The 18,254-nt window shown below is 74.4% G+C and carries 15 protein-coding genes and 1 pseudogene; 6 read left to right on the top strand and 10 right to left on the bottom strand.

All coding sequences use genetic code 11. The features are described from left to right. Positions 1-729 (bottom strand): annotated as a pseudogene (locus tag DVA66_RS05455) (hypothetical protein); the annotation flags it as partial. 10 nt (positions 730-739) lie between these two features. Beyond that, entirely contained in the window at positions 740-1,165 is a 426-nt protein-coding gene (locus DVA66_RS05450; protein ID WP_232821786.1) for a hotdog domain-containing protein, read from the bottom strand. Positions 1,166-1,325: 160 nt separating this feature from the next. Here DVA66_RS05450 and DVA66_RS05445 point away from each other — a divergent pair, with 160 nt between their 5' ends. Then, on the top strand, positions 1,326-2,762 hold the full coding sequence (locus DVA66_RS05445; protein WP_114559146.1) for a KamA family radical SAM protein: 1,437 nt from the start codon (positions 1,326-1,328) through the stop codon (positions 2,760-2,762). A gap of 15 nt (positions 2,763-2,777) precedes the next feature. On the opposite strand, the gene DVA66_RS05440 is transcribed toward DVA66_RS05445, so the two are convergent. Beyond that, positions 2,778-3,218 carry an Lrp/AsnC family transcriptional regulator gene (locus tag DVA66_RS05440; protein ID WP_114559145.1) on the bottom strand — a complete coding sequence of 147 codons (441 nt, stop codon included), beginning with the start codon at positions 3,216-3,218 and terminating at the stop codon, positions 2,778-2,780. A gap of 63 nt (positions 3,219-3,281) precedes the next feature. Here DVA66_RS05440 and DVA66_RS05435 point away from each other — a divergent pair, with 63 nt between their 5' ends. After that, the gene (locus tag DVA66_RS05435) at positions 3,282-4,247 is read left to right on the top strand and encodes a 5'-3' exonuclease (RefSeq protein WP_232821785.1); all 966 of its coding nucleotides are present in this window, start codon (positions 3,282-3,284) and stop codon (positions 4,245-4,247) included. Positions 4,248-4,548: 301 nt separating this feature from the next. Continuing rightward, on the top strand, positions 4,549-4,992 hold the full coding sequence (locus DVA66_RS05430; protein ID WP_114559143.1) for an HNH endonuclease: 444 nt from the start codon (positions 4,549-4,551) through the stop codon (positions 4,990-4,992). Between the two features lie 3 nt (positions 4,993-4,995). Here DVA66_RS05430 and metW read toward each other — a convergent pair whose 3' ends face one another. Both metW and metX read right to left on the bottom strand, forming a co-directional pair. Beyond that, complete coding sequence (gene metW / locus DVA66_RS05425) at positions 4,996-5,646, bottom strand: methionine biosynthesis protein MetW (protein WP_232821784.1); 651 nt, start codon at positions 5,644-5,646, stop codon at positions 4,996-4,998. After that, entirely contained in the window at positions 5,643-6,812 is a 1,170-nt protein-coding gene (metX, locus tag DVA66_RS05420) for a homoserine O-acetyltransferase MetX (RefSeq protein WP_114559142.1), read from the bottom strand. The genes metW and metX overlap by 4 nt, the downstream gene beginning before the upstream one ends. A gap of 142 nt (positions 6,813-6,954) precedes the next feature. Between metX and DVA66_RS05415 the strand changes: the two genes are divergently transcribed. Further along, the gene (locus DVA66_RS05415; RefSeq protein WP_232821783.1) at positions 6,955-8,004 is read left to right on the top strand and encodes a VIT1/CCC1 transporter family protein; all 1,050 of its coding nucleotides are present in this window, start codon (positions 6,955-6,957) and stop codon (positions 8,002-8,004) included. A gap of 93 nt (positions 8,005-8,097) precedes the next feature. On the opposite strand, the gene DVA66_RS05410 is transcribed toward DVA66_RS05415, so the two are convergent. Next, a complete protein-coding gene (locus DVA66_RS05410) occupies positions 8,098-8,574 on the bottom strand; it encodes a PPOX class F420-dependent oxidoreductase (protein ID WP_114559140.1) in 477 nt (158 codons plus the stop codon). Next, positions 8,571-9,806, bottom strand: a complete 1,236-nt coding sequence (locus DVA66_RS05405; protein ID WP_232821782.1) for an APC family permease — start codon at positions 9,804-9,806, stop codon at positions 8,571-8,573. The genes DVA66_RS05410 and DVA66_RS05405 overlap by 4 nt, the downstream gene beginning before the upstream one ends. Before the next feature lie 202 nt (positions 9,807-10,008). Between DVA66_RS05405 and DVA66_RS05400 the strand changes: the two genes are divergently transcribed. Both DVA66_RS05400 and DVA66_RS05395 read left to right on the top strand, forming a co-directional pair. Then, positions 10,009-11,370, top strand: a complete 1,362-nt coding sequence (locus tag DVA66_RS05400; RefSeq protein ID WP_157973851.1) for an MFS transporter — start codon at positions 10,009-10,011, stop codon at positions 11,368-11,370. Between the two features lie 55 nt (positions 11,371-11,425). Further along, positions 11,426-12,340, top strand: a complete 915-nt coding sequence (locus DVA66_RS05395; protein WP_114559138.1) for an alpha/beta fold hydrolase — start codon at positions 11,426-11,428, stop codon at positions 12,338-12,340. Between the two features lie 321 nt (positions 12,341-12,661). Here the strand turns inward: DVA66_RS05395 and DVA66_RS05385 are convergent, their stop codons facing one another. The 3 genes from DVA66_RS05385 to DVA66_RS05370 all read right to left on the bottom strand — a co-directional run. Then, positions 12,662-13,336 carry a response regulator transcription factor gene (locus tag DVA66_RS05385; protein WP_114559136.1) on the bottom strand — a complete coding sequence of 225 codons (675 nt, stop codon included), beginning with the start codon at positions 13,334-13,336 and terminating at the stop codon, positions 12,662-12,664. Then, positions 13,333-16,791 (bottom strand): serine hydrolase, encoded by a 3,459-nt coding sequence (locus DVA66_RS21235; protein ID WP_198671504.1) that lies wholly within the window; start codon positions 16,789-16,791, stop codon positions 13,333-13,335. Before DVA66_RS21235 ends, DVA66_RS05385 begins: the two co-directional genes overlap by 4 nt. A gap of 179 nt (positions 16,792-16,970) precedes the next feature. Next, positions 16,971-18,254, bottom strand: a 1,284-nt coding sequence (locus DVA66_RS05370; protein ID WP_232821781.1) for a DUF2252 domain-containing protein, incomplete at its 5' end; no start/stop codon positions are given.

Genomic DNA, 18,254 nt, shown 5'->3' with positions numbered 1-18,254 from the left:
CCCGACGGTCACCTGGCGCCCGCCGGACGCGGTCGCCGGCACCCAGCCGCGCAGCAGCTGCCCGGCCAGCCCGACGACCAGCGCGGCCGCGAGCACCACCGCCACCGGACGCCACCCCGCCCGCCCCTGCTGCCCGGACGGCTGCCGCAGCCGCAGGGCCAGCCAGGCCAACGCCTGCCCGCCGAGAGCGGTGAGGAACGACACCCCGGCGACGCCGACGAGGGGGTACAGCCCGGCCAGCGGCGCGTCGACCATGGTGTAGCCCAGCCGGCTCCAGCCGAAGCCGTCGAAGGGCACCGAGGAGTAGACCCACTCCACCACCACCCAGGCGGCCGCGGCGAGCGCGGGCCAGCCGGGGACGGAGCGCAGCCGGTGCACCAGCACCGCCAGCAGGCCGTAGAAGACGGACTCGAAGGCGACCAGGGCGACGGCGACCGGCACCGCGATCGCCGACACCCAGCCGACGCTGAGGCCGAGGAAGACCACCCCGAAGAGGTAGCCCAGCCAGAACCGGCGCCGGGGGGCGGTCCGCACCGCCACCGTGAGCAGCGCCACCCCGAGCAGCGTCAGCGGCCACCAACCCAGCGGGGCGAAACCGGCGGCGGCCAGCGCACCGGCCCCCAGCGCGGCCGGCACCCGCCACGGGATGCGCGTAGGTCGCGGGGCGGCCCCAGCGGCGTCGGACGTCCCGGGTCGCAGGTCGGCCGGGGCGATCCCCGTCGCGGTCACGATGCGTCCCTCACTCGACGACGACGGTGCCGGTGGCGCGCATGACGACCAGCGGTTCCTCCAGCACCCGGGCCGCGGTCGAGGACGTGACGTGGCGGCGCAGCTCCTCCGGCGCCACCGCCCGGCAGACCACCCGCGCCTCGAGCGCGATGGCCCGGCTCGTGTTGCCGACCCGGGTGAGCGTGGCCTCGGCCTCCAGCACGTCGCCGGGGCGCACCGGCTCGAGGAGGTCGACCCCGGAGTAGCCCACCAGCTGGCCCTCGTCGCCGTCGGTGCGGATGCACATCTCGATCACCGCATCCTCGAACATCCGCAGCGTGTAGGAGGCGTCGAGGACGCCGCCGGCACCGTAGCCGGCGCCGCGGGGCACGTAGCGGCGGTGCACCACCGACATGCCCAACCGCGGGTCGGTCGTCGACTGCTCCTGCACGGCCACGTCCATCCTCCGGCTCCCTCGCTCCGTCCGGGTGAGCCTACCCGTCGGCGCCGAGCGTCCGGGTGGACGCAGTTCTTCCCGTGCCACCCTGTGCCTGCAGGAGATCTTGGCGTATCGTCGCGCTGACACCGCAGATCATCGACGCGAGGCGGCATCCGACATGACGACTTCCATCGACGGCGCCCGCTCCGGGCTCGGACAGCCCTACGAGTACCGGCGGGTCGAGCTGGTCGAACCCGACTGGCGCCGGCTGCCCGGCTGGCGGGAGGTCACCGACCAGCAGTGGCGCGACCCGCAGTGGCAGCGTGCCCACTGCGTCAAGAACGTCGCCCAGCTGCACCAGGTGATGGGCGACCTGCTCGACGACCGGGTGTACGACGACCTCGCCCGCGACCAGCGCGAGCGGGCCACCATGTCGATGCTGCTGCCGCCGCAGATGCTGAACACGGTCGTCCCCGACCGCCGGCCCGACACCGAGGCGTTCCTGGCCGACCCGGTCCGGCGCTACATGCTGCCGGTCTTCTCCGACCGGCGCACCGACTGGCCGTCGCACCCGATGGCGAGCCGGGACAGCCTGCACGAGCACGACATGTGGGCCGCCGAGGGGCTGACCCACCGCTACCCCACCAAGGTGCTGGCCGAGGTGCTGCCGACCTGCCCGCAGTACTGCGGGCACTGCACCCGGATGGACCTCGTCGGCAACTCCACCGAGCAGGTCACCAAGCTCAAGTTCCTCACCCGTCCGCAGCAGCGCCTCGACGCGATGCTGGACTACCTGCGCCGCACCCCGCAGGTGCGCGACGTGGTGGTCTCCGGCGGCGACGTGGCCAACATGCCCTGGCCGCGGCTGGAGGCGTTCCTGGACGCGCTGCTGGAGATCGACACCATCCGCGACATCCGGCTGGCGACCAAGGCGCTGATGGGGCTGCCGCAGCACTGGCTGGCCGACGACGTCCGTGCCGGGGTCGAGCGGGTCAGCCGGACCGCGCGGGAGCGCGGGGTGATGCTCGCGGTGCACACCCACGTCAACGCCGCCCAGTCGGTCACCCCGCTGGTGGCCGAGGCGGCGCGCGGCCTGCTCGCCGCCGGCGTCCGCGACGTCCGGAACCAGGGCGTGCTGATGGCCGGGGTGAACGACGACGCCGGCGGGCTGCTCGACCTCTGCTTCGCCCTGCTCGACGGCGCCTCGGTGACGCCCTACTACTTCTACATGTGCGACATGATCCCGTTCGCCGAGCACTGGCGGGTGCCGCTGGCCCGGGCCCAGGAGCTGCAGCACGACCTGCTCGGCTACCTGCCCGGCTTCGCCACCCCGCGGATCGTCTGCGACGTCCCCTTCGTCGGCAAGCGCTGGGTGCACCAGGTGGCCGAGTACGACACCACGCGCGGGATCAGCCTGTGGCGCAAGAACTACCGCACCGGGCTGGAGGCCGACGACGCCGCCGCGCTGAGCCGCGAGTACGCCTACTACGACCCGATCCACACCCTGCCCGAGGAGGGGCGTCGGTGGTGGCGCGAGCACAGCGTGCTCGACCTCGAGGCTGAGCGGCGGGCGGCCCGCAGCTCGCGCGACCTGGCGCTGCTGCAGTCGTCCTGACGCGGACGCCCCGGCTCAGCCCTCGAAGGGTCGCTCCTCGTAGGGGATCGACAGCACCAGGGTGGTGTGGGTGGTGACGTTGCCGGTGGTGCGCAGCCGCAGCAGCAGGTGCTCCAGCTCCAGCGGCGTCCCGACCTGCACCTTGAGCAGGTAGTTGGCGTCGCCGGCGATCGAGTAGCAGGAGACGACCTCGCTGATCGGCGCGAGCCGCTCGGGGATGTCGTCGGGCTGGCTGGGGTCGAGCGGGGTCACCTCGACGAAGGCGGTGAGCGTGCGGCCGAGCGCCTCGGGGTTGATCCGGGCGGTGTAGCCGGCGATCACCCCACGCTGCTCCAGGCGTCGCACGCGCTGCTGGGCCGCGGAGGTCGACAACCCGGTCGCCCGGCCGATGTCGGTGTAGGACATGCGGCCGTCACCCGAGAGCAACGAGAGGATCTGTCGGTCGATCTTCTCCATCCGCGCACTCCTCCACCGCCGCCGTCGGCACCACAAGTGCGCACATCGTGCCAGTATCTGGGCGTGGCCGAGCCCAGGATCCTGCTGATGGACACCGCATCGTTGTACTTCCGTGCCTTCTACGGCCTGCCCTCCACGCTGACCGACGCCTCCGGGCAGCCGGTCAACGCCGTGCGCGGTCTGCTCGACTTCATCGCGAAGTTCGTCACCGACTACCGCCCGACCCACCTGGTCTGCTGCTGGGACAACGACTGGCGTCCCCGCTGGCGGGTCGACCTGCTCCCCTCCTACAAGACCCACCGGGTCGCCGAGACCACCACGACGGTGGTCGGGGCCGGCGGGCAGGGCGCGGAGTCGGGGGTCGCCGAGGAGTCGCCGGACCAGCTGACCCCCCAGGTGCCGGTGATCCTCGACGTGCTGGCCGCGCTCGGCATCGCCGTGGTCGGCCACGACGGCTACGAGGCCGACGACGTCATCGGCACCCTGGCCACCACAGCCGCCCGGGAGGGATTCGCCGTCGACGTCGTCACCGGCGACCGCGACCTGTTCCAGCTGGTCGACGACGCGCTGGGCATCCGGGTGCTCTACGTCGCCCGCGGGGTGGCCAAGCACGAGCGGGTGGACGAGGCCTGGGTGCGGGCGAAGTACTCGGTGCCCCCGCAGGCCTACGCCGACCTGGCCGTGCTGCGCGGCGACACCTCCGACGGCATCCCCGGCGTGGCCGGCATCGGGGAGAAGACCGCGGCCCAGCTGCTGGCCCGCCACGGCACCCTCGACCAGGTCCTCGCCGCCGCCAGCACCGCCGACGGCGGGGTGACCGCCGGGGTGCGTGCCAAGCTCGGCGCGGCCATCGACTACCTGGCGGTGGCGCCGGACGTGGTCCGCGTCGTCCGCGACCTCGACCTCGGGGTCGGTTGGGACGACCTGCGGCTGCCCGCCGGCCCGGCCGAGCCGGAGCGGTTCGCCGAGCTGACCGGGCGGTGGTCGCTCGGCGGCAGCGCCGAGCGGATCACCCGGGCGCTGGCCTAGCCGCCCACGGTCCCCGTCCGGCCACCGAGCCGACACCGACCTGTTACCGATTTGACGGTGACACGGGCGGTGCGCCTGCCTACTCTGTCCCCAGCAGACCACGACACGCGCGAGCGCGGGGCGAGAGCACGGGAGGAGGACGGGCCGATGGAGACGACCTCCCAGCGCGCCACCGTCCTCCCCGGTCTCGAGGCCCGGGTCCGCAGCTGCGACGGATGTCTGGGCTGATCCCCGTGATCGCCCTCTCCTGCCGTCCTGCGTCGTCGCCGGGCGGCTTTTTCTTTCTCGGAGGGAGGCGACCATGAGCGGGGTGCTCGTCCTCAACACCGACAACACGGCCCTGCACACCGTGTCGGTCAAGCACGCGATCGGCATGCTGGTGCGTGAGGTCGCCGTGGTCGAGGAGGCCCGCGAGAACCACCTGATCGGGCCCTACCCGTGGCCGCTGGTGCTGCGGCTGGTCCGCTACGTCAAGACCGCTTTCATGTACGCCCGCGGGCCCGGCTGGACCAAGCGGGGTGTGCTGCGCCGCGACCGGCGCACCTGCGCCTACTGCGGCGGCTTCGCCGAGACCGTCGACCACCTGGTGCCGCAGTCCCGCGGCGGGCCGAACACCTGGCTCAACACGGTGGCCGCCTGCGGCGCCTGCAACGCGCTCAAGGCCGACCGGACACCCGGCGAGGCCGGGATGGCGCTGCGGTTCCGGCCCTACGCGCCGTCGCGGGCCGAGCTGGCCCGGCTCTGAGGCTCAGGACGTCCGTGCGAGCAGGTAGACCGCGGCGCCGGACAGCAGGTTGGCCAGCGCCGGCGGGTAGCCCGCCACCCGTCCGGCCTCGTCCAGCAGCACCCGCGACTCCACGGTGAACCCCAGGCCGGCCAGGAACTCCTCCAGGTCGACCAGGGTGGCGTTGTGGATGTTCGGGGTGTCGTGCCAGTCGTAGGGCATCTGCCGCGACATCGGCATCCGGCCCCGCAGCAGCCGCCAGCGGTGGCTCCACAGCCCGAAGTTCGGCACCGCCACGATGCAGCGGGGGGCGATCCGGCTCATCTGGGCCAGCACCTCGGCCGGACGCCGGGTGGCCTGCAGCACCTTCGACAGCACCACCACGTCGTAGGAGTCGTCGCCGAACTCCCCCAGCTGCTCGTCGACGTCCAGCTCGATCACCGACACCCCCGAGCGGATCGCCCGGCGCACCGCCCCCGGGTCGCGGTCGACCCCGGTGCCGGTGCAGCCGTGCCGGCGCTCCAGGTGGCCGAGCAGCTCGCCGTCGCCGCAGCCGAGGTCGAGCACCCGGCTGCCGTCGGCGATGAGGTCGGCCACCACCGCAAGCTCGTCGCGCAGGTGCAGGTGTCGCGAGGGGCCGCGGCGGCGTCCGGGGGTGCGGGTCGGGATGGTCACCGCGTCCCTCCTGCCGTCCCGCCGGTCCGCACCGTCTCGTGGGTGCGCTCCAGGGCCCGGTCGACGAAGGCGCGGACCGTCTCGTGGTAGTCCTCGATCTCGAGCAGGAAGGAGTCGTGGCCCCACACCGAGGCGATCTCGCGGAAGCTCACCGGCACCCGGGCCGACTCCAGCCGGCGGACGATCTCGCGGGAGTGCTCGGTGGCGAAGCGCCAGTCGGTGTCGAAGGAGACCACCAGCGCGCGGGTGCCGGCCTCGGCCACCGCCCGCGGGTCGTGCTCGCCGAACGGCTCGAACCAGTCCATCACCCGGGTCAGGTAGAGGTAGCTGAGCGCGTCGAAGCGGGTGAGGAAGGTGTCGCCCTGGTGGCGCAGGTAGCTCTCCACCGCGAAGTCGACGCCGAAGCCCGGTCCGGTGGCCTCCGGGTCCTGGATGCGGCGGCCGAACTTCGCCGCCATCGCCTCCTCCGAGAGGTAGGTGATGTGGGCCAGCATCCGGGCGATGGACAGCCCGGCCGCGGGGTTCGTCCCGTGCTCGGTGTAGCGACCGTCGTGGAAGTCGGGGTCGCGCATGATCGCCTCGCGGCCCACCGCGGAGAAGCCGATGTTCTGGGCGCTGAGCCGGCTGGAGGCGGCGATGATCACCGCGTTGTCGAGCTGCTCGGGGTGGCTGAGGGTCCACTGGAGCACCTGCATCCCGCCCAGCGAGCCGCCCACCGCGGCCAGCAGGCGTTCGATCCCCAGGTGGGCCAGCAGCGCGCGGTGAACGGTGACGAAGTCGGCCATCTGCAGCAGCGGGAAGTCCAGCCCGTAGGGCTCGCCGGTGGCGGGGTTGGTCGAGGCGGGCCCGGTGGTGCCCTGGCAGCCGCCGAGCAGGTTCGCGCAGACCACGAACAGCCGGTCGGTGTCGAGCGGCTTGCCCGGCCCGATCAACGTGTCCCACCAGCCCGGACGCCGGTCGCCCTCGCGCCAGCCGGCGGCGTGGGCGTCCCCGGTGAGGGCGTGGCAGATGAAGACGGCGTTGTCACGCTGCTCCGACAGGGTGCCGTAGGTCTCGTAGCTGACGTCGACCTCGAGCAGCTGCTCCCCGCCGGCCAGCACGAGCGGGTGGTCGCGGTCGAACAGCCGGACCTGCTCGGTCCGCACCTGCCCGATCTGCCGCTGCACCTGCTCCTCCTGCCCCGACGGCTGGGACCACCGTCGACCCCGTGACCCTAGGCGGGGCCCCCCAGCGGCCCCGGCTCTTCCACCATCCGGTCAGCACGGCCGGGCGGTAGGGCTCTGGAACACTGTCGAGGTGGCTGAGAGGGTGACGACGGCACGGGATCTGCGGCGGTGGCGCCGCTACCTGGCCGAGGAGCAGGCCGAGGCCCGGGTGTACCGCCGGCTGGCGCGTCGGCGCCACGGTGAGGACCGGCGGATCCTGCTCGAGATCGCCGAGGCCGAGGGCCGGCACGAGTCGCACTGGCGGGCGCTGCTGGGTGACCGGGTGGGACGTCCGGTGCGGGCCGGGCTGCGCACCCGGCTGCTGGGCTGGCTGGCCTCCCACGTCGGGTCGGTGTTCGTGCTGGCGCTGATGCAGCGGGCCGAGCAGCGCTCCCCCTACGAGAGCGACGAGCACGCCACCGACCAGATGGTCGCCGACGAGCACATCCACGCCGAGGTGGTGCGCGGTCTGGCGGTGCGGGGCCGGCAGCGGATCTCCGGCACCTTCCGGGCCGCGGTGTTCGGGGCCAACGACGGGCTGGTCTCCAACCTGGCGCTGGTGCTCGGCATGGGCGCCACCGGCGTCGGGTCGGGGGTGGTGCTGGCCGCCGGGGTGGCCGGTCTGCTGGCCGGTGCGCTGTCGATGGGGGCCGGGGAGTTCGTCTCGGTCCGCTCCCAGCGCGAGCTGCTGGCCGCCTCCACGCCCAACCCCGACACGAGCCGCCACCTGCCCGGTCTCGACGTCGACACCAACGAGCTGTCCCTGGTCTACCAGGCCCGTGGCGTCCCCGCCGCCGAGGCCGACCAGCACGCCGCGGAGGTGCTGGCCGGGCTGCGCTCGCTGGAGGTCGGCGAGGAGGCCTCCCACGAGGAGATCGGCAGCGCGGTGGGGGCGGCCGTCTCCAGCTTCTGCTTCTTCGCCTCCGGCGCCCTGATCCCGGTGCTGCCCTGGCTGTTCGGCGCCACCGGCTGGGTGGCGGTGGCCTGGTCGGCCGGGCTGGTCGGGTTCGCGCTGCTGCTCACCGGCTCGGTGGTCGGCCTGCTCTCCGGGGTGTCCCCGCTGCGGCGGGCGCTGCGCCAGCTCGCCATCGGCTGGGGCGCGGCCGCGGCGACCTACCTCCTCGGGCTGGCGTTCGGGACCCAGGTGGCCTGACGGCCGGGCGGGACCCAGGTGGCCTGACGGCCGGGCGGTACCCAGGTGGCCTGACGGCCGGGCGGGACCCAGCTGGCCTGACGGCCGGGCGGCTCAGGCGTCCAGCCGGGCGGCCACGTCGGCGGGGAACCCACCGGTGGCGATCGGGCCCCACCGGGTCGGGGTGATCCGGATCAGCGACTTGTCCTGCACCCGCATCGCGGCGCGGTACTCGTCCCAGTCGGGGTGCTCGCCGCTGATGCAGCGGAAGTACTCGACCAGGGCGTCCTCGGCCTCGGGCATGTGCAGCACCTCGGCCTCACCGTCCACCTGCACCCAGGCGCCGCCGAAGTCGTCGGAGAGCACGCAGACGCTGACGCGGGGGTCGCGGGCGGCGTTGACCACCTTGGCCCGGCCCGGGTAGGAGGAGATGACGATCCGGCCCTCGGTGTCCACCCCGCCGCTGACCGGGGACAGCTGCGGCTCGCCGTCGCGGCGGCGGGTCACCAGCAGCATGTGGTGGCGGGGACGGACGAAGTCGAGCACCTCCTCGCGGCTGGCGGTGGTGCTGGTGGCGATGGTGCGGCTCATGGCGCGACCCTACGACGCAGCAGGTGGACCGCCGCACCCAGGCCCAGCACCACCAGCCCGGCCAGCACCGACGTCCAGGGCAACGAGACCGCCAGCGCCACGCACCCGAGCGCGCCGACCGCCGCGGTGACCCGGGTCACCGGACGCGGGCCCAGCGTCCAGGCCGAGAGGTTGGCCAGCAGGTAGTACACGAGGATGGCGAAGGAGGAGAAGCCGATCGCCCCGCGCAGGTCGACCAGCAGCACCAGCACCACCACCACGGCGCCGACCGCGAGCTGGGCCCGGACCGGCACCTGGCGGCGCGGCTCCACCCGGGCCAGCGCCCGCGGCAGGTCACCGTTGCGGGCCATCGCCAGCGCGGTCCGCGAGATCCCGAGCACCACGGTGAGCAGCGCGCCGGCCGCGGCCAGCACCGCCACCACCCGCACCACCGGCACCCAGGTGGTCAGGCCGAGGGCGCGGACGGCGTCGGCGACGGCGTCGGTGCTGCCGGCCAGCCCGTCGACGCCGAGGGTGCGCACCAGCGCCCAGGCCAGCGCGGCGTAGACGGCCGCCGTGACCAGCAGCGCGATCGCCACGGCACGCGGGATGGTGCGCCCGGGGTCGCGGACCTCCTCCCCCAGCGTGGCCAGCCGGGCGTAGCCGGCGAAGGCGAAGAAGAGCAGCCCCGCGCCGCCGAGGACGCCCACCGGACCCGACCCGGGCGCACTCCCGGTCGGGTCGCCGCCGGCCGGGACGAGCGCGGCGGCGACCACCACCGCCACGAGCACGGCGATCACGACCAGCACCCCGGCCAGCGCCACCCGGGCCGAGCGCTGGACGCCGACCACGTCGAGGGCGACCACCACCAGGGTGGCGAGCACGGCGATCTCGCGCTGGTGCTCGGGCCAGGCGTAGGCGCCGACCGTCCAGGCCATCGCCGCGCAGGAGGCGGTCTTGCCGACCACGAAGCCCCAGCCGGCCAGGAACCCCCACAGCGGGCCGAGCTGGGCACCGGCGTAGACGTAGGTGCCGCCCGAGCGGGGGTGGCGCACCGCCAGCCGCGCCGAGGAGAAGGCGTTGCACCAGGCCACCAGCGCGGCCAGCAGCAGCGCCAGCCACAGCAGGTTCCCGCTGGCGGCGGCCGCGGGCGGGAACGCGGCGAACACCCCCGCGCCGACCATGGCGGCCAGGCCGACGCCGACCGACTCGAGCAGCCCGAGCCGGCGGGCCAGCACCGTCGGGGCGCTCACCGGGCGCCTCCCCTGCCGGCACGGGCGGTGCTGGAGTCGCTGACGGCCTGGACGGAGTCGGGCAGCACGAGCACGAAGGTACGCCATCGACGGACGCACCGGCCCGACAGCACTCCCGCGCCCGCTCGGTCGGTGCGGCGGGTGCTGGTCGCGGGTCCAGATCGGGGGCGCCGTCGCACCGGCCGGGCCGCGCGGGGCTACCGTGAGGCATGCCCTCGACCCCGCGGACGCCGCCGTCTCCCCGGGCGCGGTGGTGGCGGTGACGTCGACGAAACGGGCCGACGCCGACCGCAGGTCCGGTTCGGTGCTGCGGATGGTCGTCACCGACCGCTTCTACCTGGCCGCGGTGGCCAGCCTCTTCTTCGCCGGCGTGGGCCTGTCGGTCGCGATGCCGCAGCTGTCGCTGTTCCTCGTCCAGGAGCTGCACACCTCGCTGGAGGTGGCCGGGCTGTTCTTCCTCACCCAGCTCGGCGCCCCGGTGCTGGGCTGGGTGGTCGGGGCCTGGTCGGACCGGCTCACCGACCGGCTCTGGCTGTTCCGGCTCGGGGCCGTGGTCGGGCTGGTCGGCTGGGTGGCGCTGGCGCTCAGCACCTCGGCCTGGATGGCGTTCGTGCTCAACCTCACCGTGCTCGGGTTCTCCGGGGCGACCGGCTCGCTGATCTTCGCCGCGGTCCGCGACCAGCTCACCCACCACCCGACCGGCGTCGACAACCGGGTGATGTCGACGGTGCGGCTCGGGTTCAGCCTCGGCTTCATGACCGGGCCGGTGCTGGGCAGCGTGCTCGGCAGCGCCTTCGGGTTGCGGGCCGCGATGCTCGCCGCCGGCGTGTTCACCCTGCTGCAGATCGTGCCGATGCTGCGGATGAAGGTGGCCCGCGCCACCGTCGCCCCCGCCGACCCCGCGCCGGAGCCGTCGGCCGGACCCGCGCCGGCGACCCGTCCGCCCCGCTCGCGTCGCCGTCGACGTCGCACGGGCAGCACCGGGCTGGGGCCGCTGCTGGCCTTCCTCGGCCTCGGCGTGCTGGCGATGAGCGGGGACACCGTGAAGTTCGCCTACCTGCCGATCTACATGGAGCTGCAGCTCGGCACCCCGGACTGGCTCCGCGGGCTGGTGATCTCGATGCAGTCGGTGGGCATGCTGTTCTTCATCCCGCTGATGGGGGTGCTGGCCGACCGGTTCGGCGCGCACCGGCTGGTGGTGGTCAACGTGCTGCTCGGCGTGCTGGCCAACCTCGGGTTCATGCTCGGCGGGCACGAGCTGGTGCTCATCGCCGCCACCCTGCTCAACTCCGCGATGTGGGCCACCCTCGGCGGGATCGGCATCAGCGTCGCCCAGGAGCTCTACCCCAGCGGCGTCGGCATGGCCTCCTCGCTGTACTTCTCCGCGATGCGCTTCGCCGCCGCCATCGGCGGGATCGCCGGCGGGCTCGGGGTCGGCTGGTTCGGGGTCCCCGGGGTGTTCCTGGTGCCGGCGGCGCTGTGCGTGGTCTCGGCCGCCGGGCTGGCGGTGCAGGCGGTGCTGACCTCCCGCGCTGCGCGGCAGGGCGCGCCGGTGACCGCCTGAGACGCCCTCGGGGGGCGGCCCGGCCGGTCCGGGCCCGCCGCCTACGATCGGGGACGTGGAGCATGAGGCGAAGGTCGGTGACCTCACCCTGGTCTACGAGACGTTCGGTGCGGCGGAGCACCCGCCGCTGCTGCTGGTCTTCGGCCTCGGCGGGCAGATGGTCGGCTGGCCCGACGGGTTCTGCCAGCGGCTGGCCGACCGCGGGTTCTTCGTCATCCGCTTCGACCACCGCGACATCGGCGGCTCCGAGGTCGTCCCCGGCGACCCGGTCCGACCGCTGCGCACGCTGCTCGGGCTGGACGAGCTGACCTACACCCTGGAGGACCTCGCCGACGACGCCGTCGAGCTGCTGCGGGTGCTCGGCCACGACTCCGCCCACGTCGTCGGGGTGTCGATGGGCGGCATGATCGCCCAGCTGGTCGCGATCCGGCACCCCGAGCGCACCTGCTCCCTCACCTCGATCATGTCGACCACCGGACGCCGCACCGTCGGCTTCCCCACCCGGCTGGACCTCGTCCGCGGGGCCGGCCAGACCGCCTCGGACGACGTCGAGGAGTACCTCACCCACTCGGTGGCGCGGCTGCGGGTGCTCGCCGCGAAGGGGTTCCCCTTCGACGAGGAGGAGATCCGCGGCATGCTGACCCGCAGCTTCGAGCGCGGGCTGCGTCCCCAGGCGGCGGTCCGCCAGCTGATGGCGATCCTCCGCGCCCCCGACCGGACGTCCGCACTGCGCGACCTGGACGTCCCCACCCTGGTGGTGCACGGCACCGCCGACCCGCTCGTGCACGTCTCCGGCGGACGTGCCACCGCCCGCGCCGTGCCGGGGGCGGAGTACCTGCCGATCGAGGGGATGGGCCACAGCCTGCCCGCCGGCACCTGGGACGCCGTCGTCGACGCCATCGCCCGGACCGCCGCCCGCAGCGTCCGACCGCCGGCCCGCGACGCCGCCCGCCAGCCCGCTGACTCCTGACCACCGGCGCGCGCGCCGCAGCGGGCCGGAGCGGTGTCGCCCGAGCCCGCCCGAGATCCGCCGGGTCGGTGCCCCGGGTCGTCGGTCAGCGACGTCCCGCGAGCCGGATCCAGTCCACGCCGGCGATGACCGCGAGCGGTACCCGGCGTGGTCGCCTCGTCGGGTGGGTGGTCGGTGGCCCGCCCGGGTCCCCGACCCCGTGGCTCGGGGACGGGTCGACGGCGGTGGTGGGGTCGCCCCAGTGGGCGCCGGGCACAGCGGCCGGTCCCGCCGCGGGTCCCGTGGCGGAGGTCGGGTCGACGGGGTCCAGGTCGGGCCCCCTCATCGTGCTCCCCCGTCGCCCCGGTCCTCGACGACCCCGTTCTGGTAGGCCCAGACCACCGTCTGCAGCCGGTCCCGGGTCCCGATCTTGGTCATCGCCCGCCCGAGGTGGGACTTGACCGTGCTCGTCTCCACCACGAGCACCGCGGCGATCTCGGCGTTCGACAGCCCCCGCGCGAGCAGCCGCACGATCTCGGCCTCCCGGGCGGTGAGGGCCGCCACGGCCGCTGCACCACCGGTCGACGGAGGCCGCCGGCGGGCGAACTCCGCGATCACCCGCCGCGTCACGCTGTGGTCGACCAGCCCGAAACCGGCCGCCAGCCGCCGGACCGCCGCCACCAGGTCGTCAGGATCGGTGTCCTTGAGCACGAAACCGCTGGCCCCGGCCTCCAGCGCGCCGAACACGTAGTCGTCGAGGTCGAAGGTGGTCACCACCAGCACCGCCGGGGCGGGGTCCAGCTCGGCCAGCACGGCGCGGGTGGCCTCGAGCCCGTCCCCGCCCGGCATCCGGACGTCCATGCAGATGACGTCCGGCCGCAGCCGGCGGGCCTGCTGCACCGCCTCGCGCCCACCACCGGCCTCCCCCACCACGATGATGTCGCCGGCCTCCTCGAGGATGACCCGGAAGCCCGCTCGCACCACCGCCTGGTCGTCCACCAGCAGCACCCGGATCATCTGACCTCCTCCTGGTCCGGGTCCGCCCCGGACGCCCTGTCGATCTCCGCCACGAACACCCGCAACCGCACCCGCCAGCCGCCGCCCTCCACGGGCCCGGCGCTGAACTCGGCCCCGATCAGCTCGGCCCGCTCCCGCATCCCGATCAACCCGACCCCGGGTGTGCTGCGGCGGGGACCGGGGGCCAGCGGTGATCCGCTGTCGGTGATGTCCAGCCGCACCTCCTCCGGGGCGAGCTCCAGCAGGATCGTCACCCGGGCCCCGGGAGCGTGCTGCCGGGCGTTGGAGAGCGCCTCCTGGGCCACCCGGAAGCAGGCGATGTCGGCGACCGGCGGCAGCTCGATCGGCGATCCCCGACGGATCAGGGTCACCTCCGTGCCCAGCTCGCGGGCCGTCTCCACCAGCTCCTCCAGCGACGCCAGCCCCGGGGTCGGGGTCCGTTCGGCCCCGTCCCCGAGTCCGCCCTCGGCCGGGGCCGAGGTGTCCCGCAGCATGCCGACGGTCAGCCGCAGGTTGTCCAGCGTCTTGCGACCCTGGGTGCGGATCCAGGCCGCACCGGCCCGGGCCGCCTCCGGGTCCCGCTCCACCAGGCGCTCCACCGCGGCCGCCTGCACCACCATCCCGGACAGGTGGTGGGCGGCGACATCGTGCAGCTCGCGCGCCATCCGCGTCCGCTCGGCCACCAGCGCCGCCTGCACCGAGGCCCGCTGGGCCGAGATCGCGTTCTCCGCCCGGTCGGCCAGCAGGTCGGTGTAGCGCCGCCGGGCGGCCACCGCCGTGCCGGCCAGCACCGGGAGGCCGTAGATGACCAGCGCCGCGAGGGCTCCGTCGACCGTGCTCAGCACCCGATCGGGCTCCTCGGGCAGGACGCCCGCGACGAGGGCCTCGGCGACGACGGCGCCAGCCACGGCCAGCCGCACCCGCCGGACGCCGCACCACGACCCGAGGGAGTAGGCGGCGACGACGAGCACCGGAGCGCGGATGGTGAAGTCGGGGACGCTGTTGAGCAGCAGCTGGACCAGCACCACGACCACGAAGCACGCGAGCGGGTACCTCCGGCGCAGCACCAGCAGCAGGGACTGCAGGCAGGCGACCGATCCGGCCGTCCAGCCCAGCAAGGGGCTCACCGGCAACCCCTGGGCCGGGAAGGCGTAGCCGAGGGTGTAGCCGAGCAGCGCCGCCGTCACCGCCGTGACGGCGACCGCGAGCGGGATCTCGCGCCGGATGCCGCCGGGTGGGCCGAAGCGGTCCAGCCACGCATTCCACCGCGCGCCCAGGCGGTGCTCGTCGACGTCGCGTAGCGGTCCTGGCTGCTCGACCACGGGCCGGACCTCCTCACCGCTCCGGCCCGACCGGTCGCCGCGGCGGGGCCCCGCACCGACATCGTAGGGGCCGGGGTGCGCCTGGTGGGGCCGTCGCTGCTCGTCCATCCCCGCCCTCAGTACGAGACGCTCGGTGCGAGCAGCCGGAAGGTGACGGCGAACCAGCTGACACCGACCAGGGCCAGCAGCACCAGCACCGCGGCGGTGGTCCGCCACCGCCCGGCGCGGAGCCGGACCGTCTGCACCACCACGACCGCCGCGGGCACCACGGCCAGCACCCCCAGCGCCTGCACCACCTGCAGCACGCGCAGCGCGGCGAAGGGCACCTGCTGCAGCGCCGTCAGCGCCTGGACCGTCACGAGCCAGCCTCCCAGCGCCACCAGCACGAGCGCCGATCCGGCGCGGGTCAGCCACCGGGCCCACCGGGCGGGAGGGCTCGCCGAGGACGCCCGCCGGCGCCGGACCACCGCGCCGACCACCGCCCCCAGCAGGCTCCCCAGCAGGACCAGCGCGGAGACCACCAGGACGGGGACGGCGAGATCGGGCGAGCGTCCGGGACCGATCGGCAGCAGGGTGGCGGCCGGTCCGGTCCCGAGGGCGGTCACCTCCCCGTCGACGGTCCGCACCGTGAGCACCCCTTGACCACCGACCTCCCGCCAGGTCCCGGGCGACGCCTCCTGGTAGACGGTCGCGGGCAACCCCTGGCCCGGCTGCACGAGGAGCGTGCCGTCGGGCTGGGCGAGCACCCGGGTGGTGGCCGTCAGGTCGATGACGGAGAGGAAGGAAGGTGCTCTGCAGCGAGCGCGACGACCGGTAGCTGCCCTCGGCCGCCCGGGCGTGCTCCAGGGCCTCCGCCGCCTCGACCCCACCGGCGACCGGGGCGGCCTCGCCCGGGAAGTAGCGGTCGGTGAACCCCCGCATGAGGGCGTCGCGGAGCTCGATGGTGTCGAGCGCCCCGCTGCCGTTGCTGTTGAGGGCGATGAAGATGCCGGTGCCCTCGTCGGGGTAGATCTGCAGGTGGGAGTGGAAGAACTGGGTGTCCCCGCCGTGGCCGAGGATGTGCCGGCCGTTGCGGCTCTCGTCGAAGAACCCCAGGGTCATCTGCGGTCCCGCGGCGAGGGGGCCGAGCGTGCCGGCGTCCAGGGCCGGGGTGTGCATCAGCTCCAGCGCCTCCGGGCCCAGCAGCGGCTCCCCGGTCACGGGCCGGCCGAGCTGGGCGAGCATGAACGCCGACATGTCGTCGACCGTGGCACTGAGGGCACCGGCCGGGGGCTCCCCCACGTGCTCGAAGGGGGCGGCGGGGGCGGACGCGTCGGGGTAGCCGAGCGAGACCCGTCCGGCCAGGTCGGGCGGCAGCGGCTGGGCGAAGGAGGACGACGTCATCCCCGCCGGTTCCAGCACGGCGGCGCGGAGGTGGTCCTCGAAGCGGACCCCGCTGACCCGCTCCACCACGTAGCCGGCCAGGGCGTTGCCGTAGTTGGAGTAGGCCGGCACCGTGCCCGGCGCGTAGACCTGCTCGGGCGGGTCGGTGCTGACCGCACGCCGCAGGTCCACCGGTGCGCCGTCGAGGGCGATCAGGCCGGCGATCCGTTCCTCGAAGCCGGCGGTGTGGGTCAGCAGGTGCCGCAGCGAGACCGCTCCCCGGGGCAGCGGCAGGTCGAAGTCGAGGTAGCCCCGCACGTCGGCGTCCAGGTCGAGCTGTCCCTGCTCGACCAGCTGCACCACCGCGGTGGCGGTGACCACCTTGGAGACTGATCCGGGGCGGAAGAGCGTGCGGGCCGGGTCGACCGGTACGGGCTCACCGCCTCCGTTCCCGGTGTCGGCCCACCCGTAGCCGCGGCTGATCAGCACCTCCCCGTCGTGCACGACGCCGACGCCGGCGCCGGCGACACCAGCCCGGGCCAGGGCCGCCGGCAGCATCCCGTCCAGCCACGCCTCGACGTCGGCGCGTTCCAGGGCCGCGGTCGGCACGGTCGCAGGAGGCGGCGGGGTGGTCGGCACGGCTCCCTGGCAGCCCGCCAGCGTCATCAGCAGGGCGAGCACGGCCACCAGCACGACGGCGGGCCGACGCCGTCCCGTCGCACGGCGGGGCCGACGGGGGTGGGTCGATCCCCGGGCGGGTCGATCGGACATGGGCCCTCCTCGTTGCCGGGCGCCGGCTGTCTCCGCGCCGTCGCCTCCGGTGCTCCAGCCTGCTGGCGGCAGCCCCGGCCCGCATCCGGCGCAGGTGGGCACCTGCGTTGCGACCTTCGTCCCAGGCGGACGGCCTCCGGTGGTCGAGGACGACCGCCGGTGCGGAGCCCGCCCAGGCGCTACCACCCCCGCTCGGCCGCCTCGACCTGGCCCCGCGTGATCGCGGTGAGCAGCGCGGCGTGGTCGGCCCGGGTCTGCCCGGCGTAGGCGCGGCCGAAGCGGAGGATCCCGTCGGCGAACGCCCGACCCCGTCCGATGTAGCCGGCGACGGCAGCCGGATCACCGCTGCGGGCGTGGGACTTGGCCAGCGCGTGCCCGCAGGCGGCGGCGAACTGCGGCAGGTAGCCCGCCACCTGCTTGCCGTCGGGGATGATCTTCATGTCGCGGAACTGGCGCACGTAGTAGTCACGGCCGTCGACGCGCATGTGGCCGAGGAAGATGTCACTGGCCGACTGCATCAGCCGCTGTCCGACGACGACGCGTTCCCCGTGGTTGGCCAGCTCGCTGGGCCCGAGGAACTCCTCGTACACCGACGCCGTCGCCTGCTTGACCTGGGAGAACAGGGGCTGCCGACCGCTGTCACCCTCCAGCAGGTGGAGCCAGACGCGCATCCCCACACTGCCGACCCCGACGATCTGGCGGACCGAGTCGACCCGCCGGAACCGGGCGACGAGGCGACGCAGGTGCGGCTGGAGGGAGGCCAGGTAGGTGTCGTACACCTGCTCGTAGGCCCGGGCCTGCTCCTCGGGGCCCATCCCCTCGTCGAGGCGCTTCATCGGGTCCAGGGTGATCCGCCGTCGCCCGTCCTGCTCGGAGACGAGCTGCCGCGCCACCCCGCGATGGGTCCGCCTCCTCGACTGCTTCTCGATGGAGCGGGCAGCCGACTCGGCGAACTCCGAGCTCAGGCCCCGCAACGGCACGTCGGAGGTGATCCGGTCGTACCAGACGTCCAGCTCCCCCATCCGCGCGTACGCCCTCATGGCCGAGCGGTAGGTGTCGACCACCCGCGAGGCGGCGTCCTCCGCACACGACACCGCGAGCCGTTCGGCGTCGGCGAGCACGTAGATGCTGGTGACCAGCCGCTTCAGGTCCCACTCGAAGGGCCCGGGGAGGGTCTCGTCGAAGTCGCGGGCGTCGAAGAGGAGCTGCCGTTCCGGTGAGGCCCACAGCCCGAAGTTGAGGACGTGGGCGTCACCGCACATTTGGACGGTCAGGCCCGAGTGCGGCGACGCGGCCAGGTCGGCGGCCATCACCGCGGCGGCACCGCGCAGGTAGGTCCACGGTGAGGTCGCCATCCGCGCGTACCGCAGGGGCAGCAGGGCGGGGTCGCGCACCGCCTCCTGCCCGCGCAGCCGCTCGAGGGCCCCGACCTGACGGACGCCCGGATCCCACGCACCCGCCGC

This window comes from Desertihabitans aurantiacus, from assembly GCF_003344635.1.
Lineage (GTDB): Bacteria > Actinomycetota > Actinomycetes > Propionibacteriales > Propionibacteriaceae > Desertihabitans > Desertihabitans aurantiacus.
Note: the sequence above shows the minus strand (reverse complement) of the source record. Positions and strands in the feature narration are given on the sequence as shown.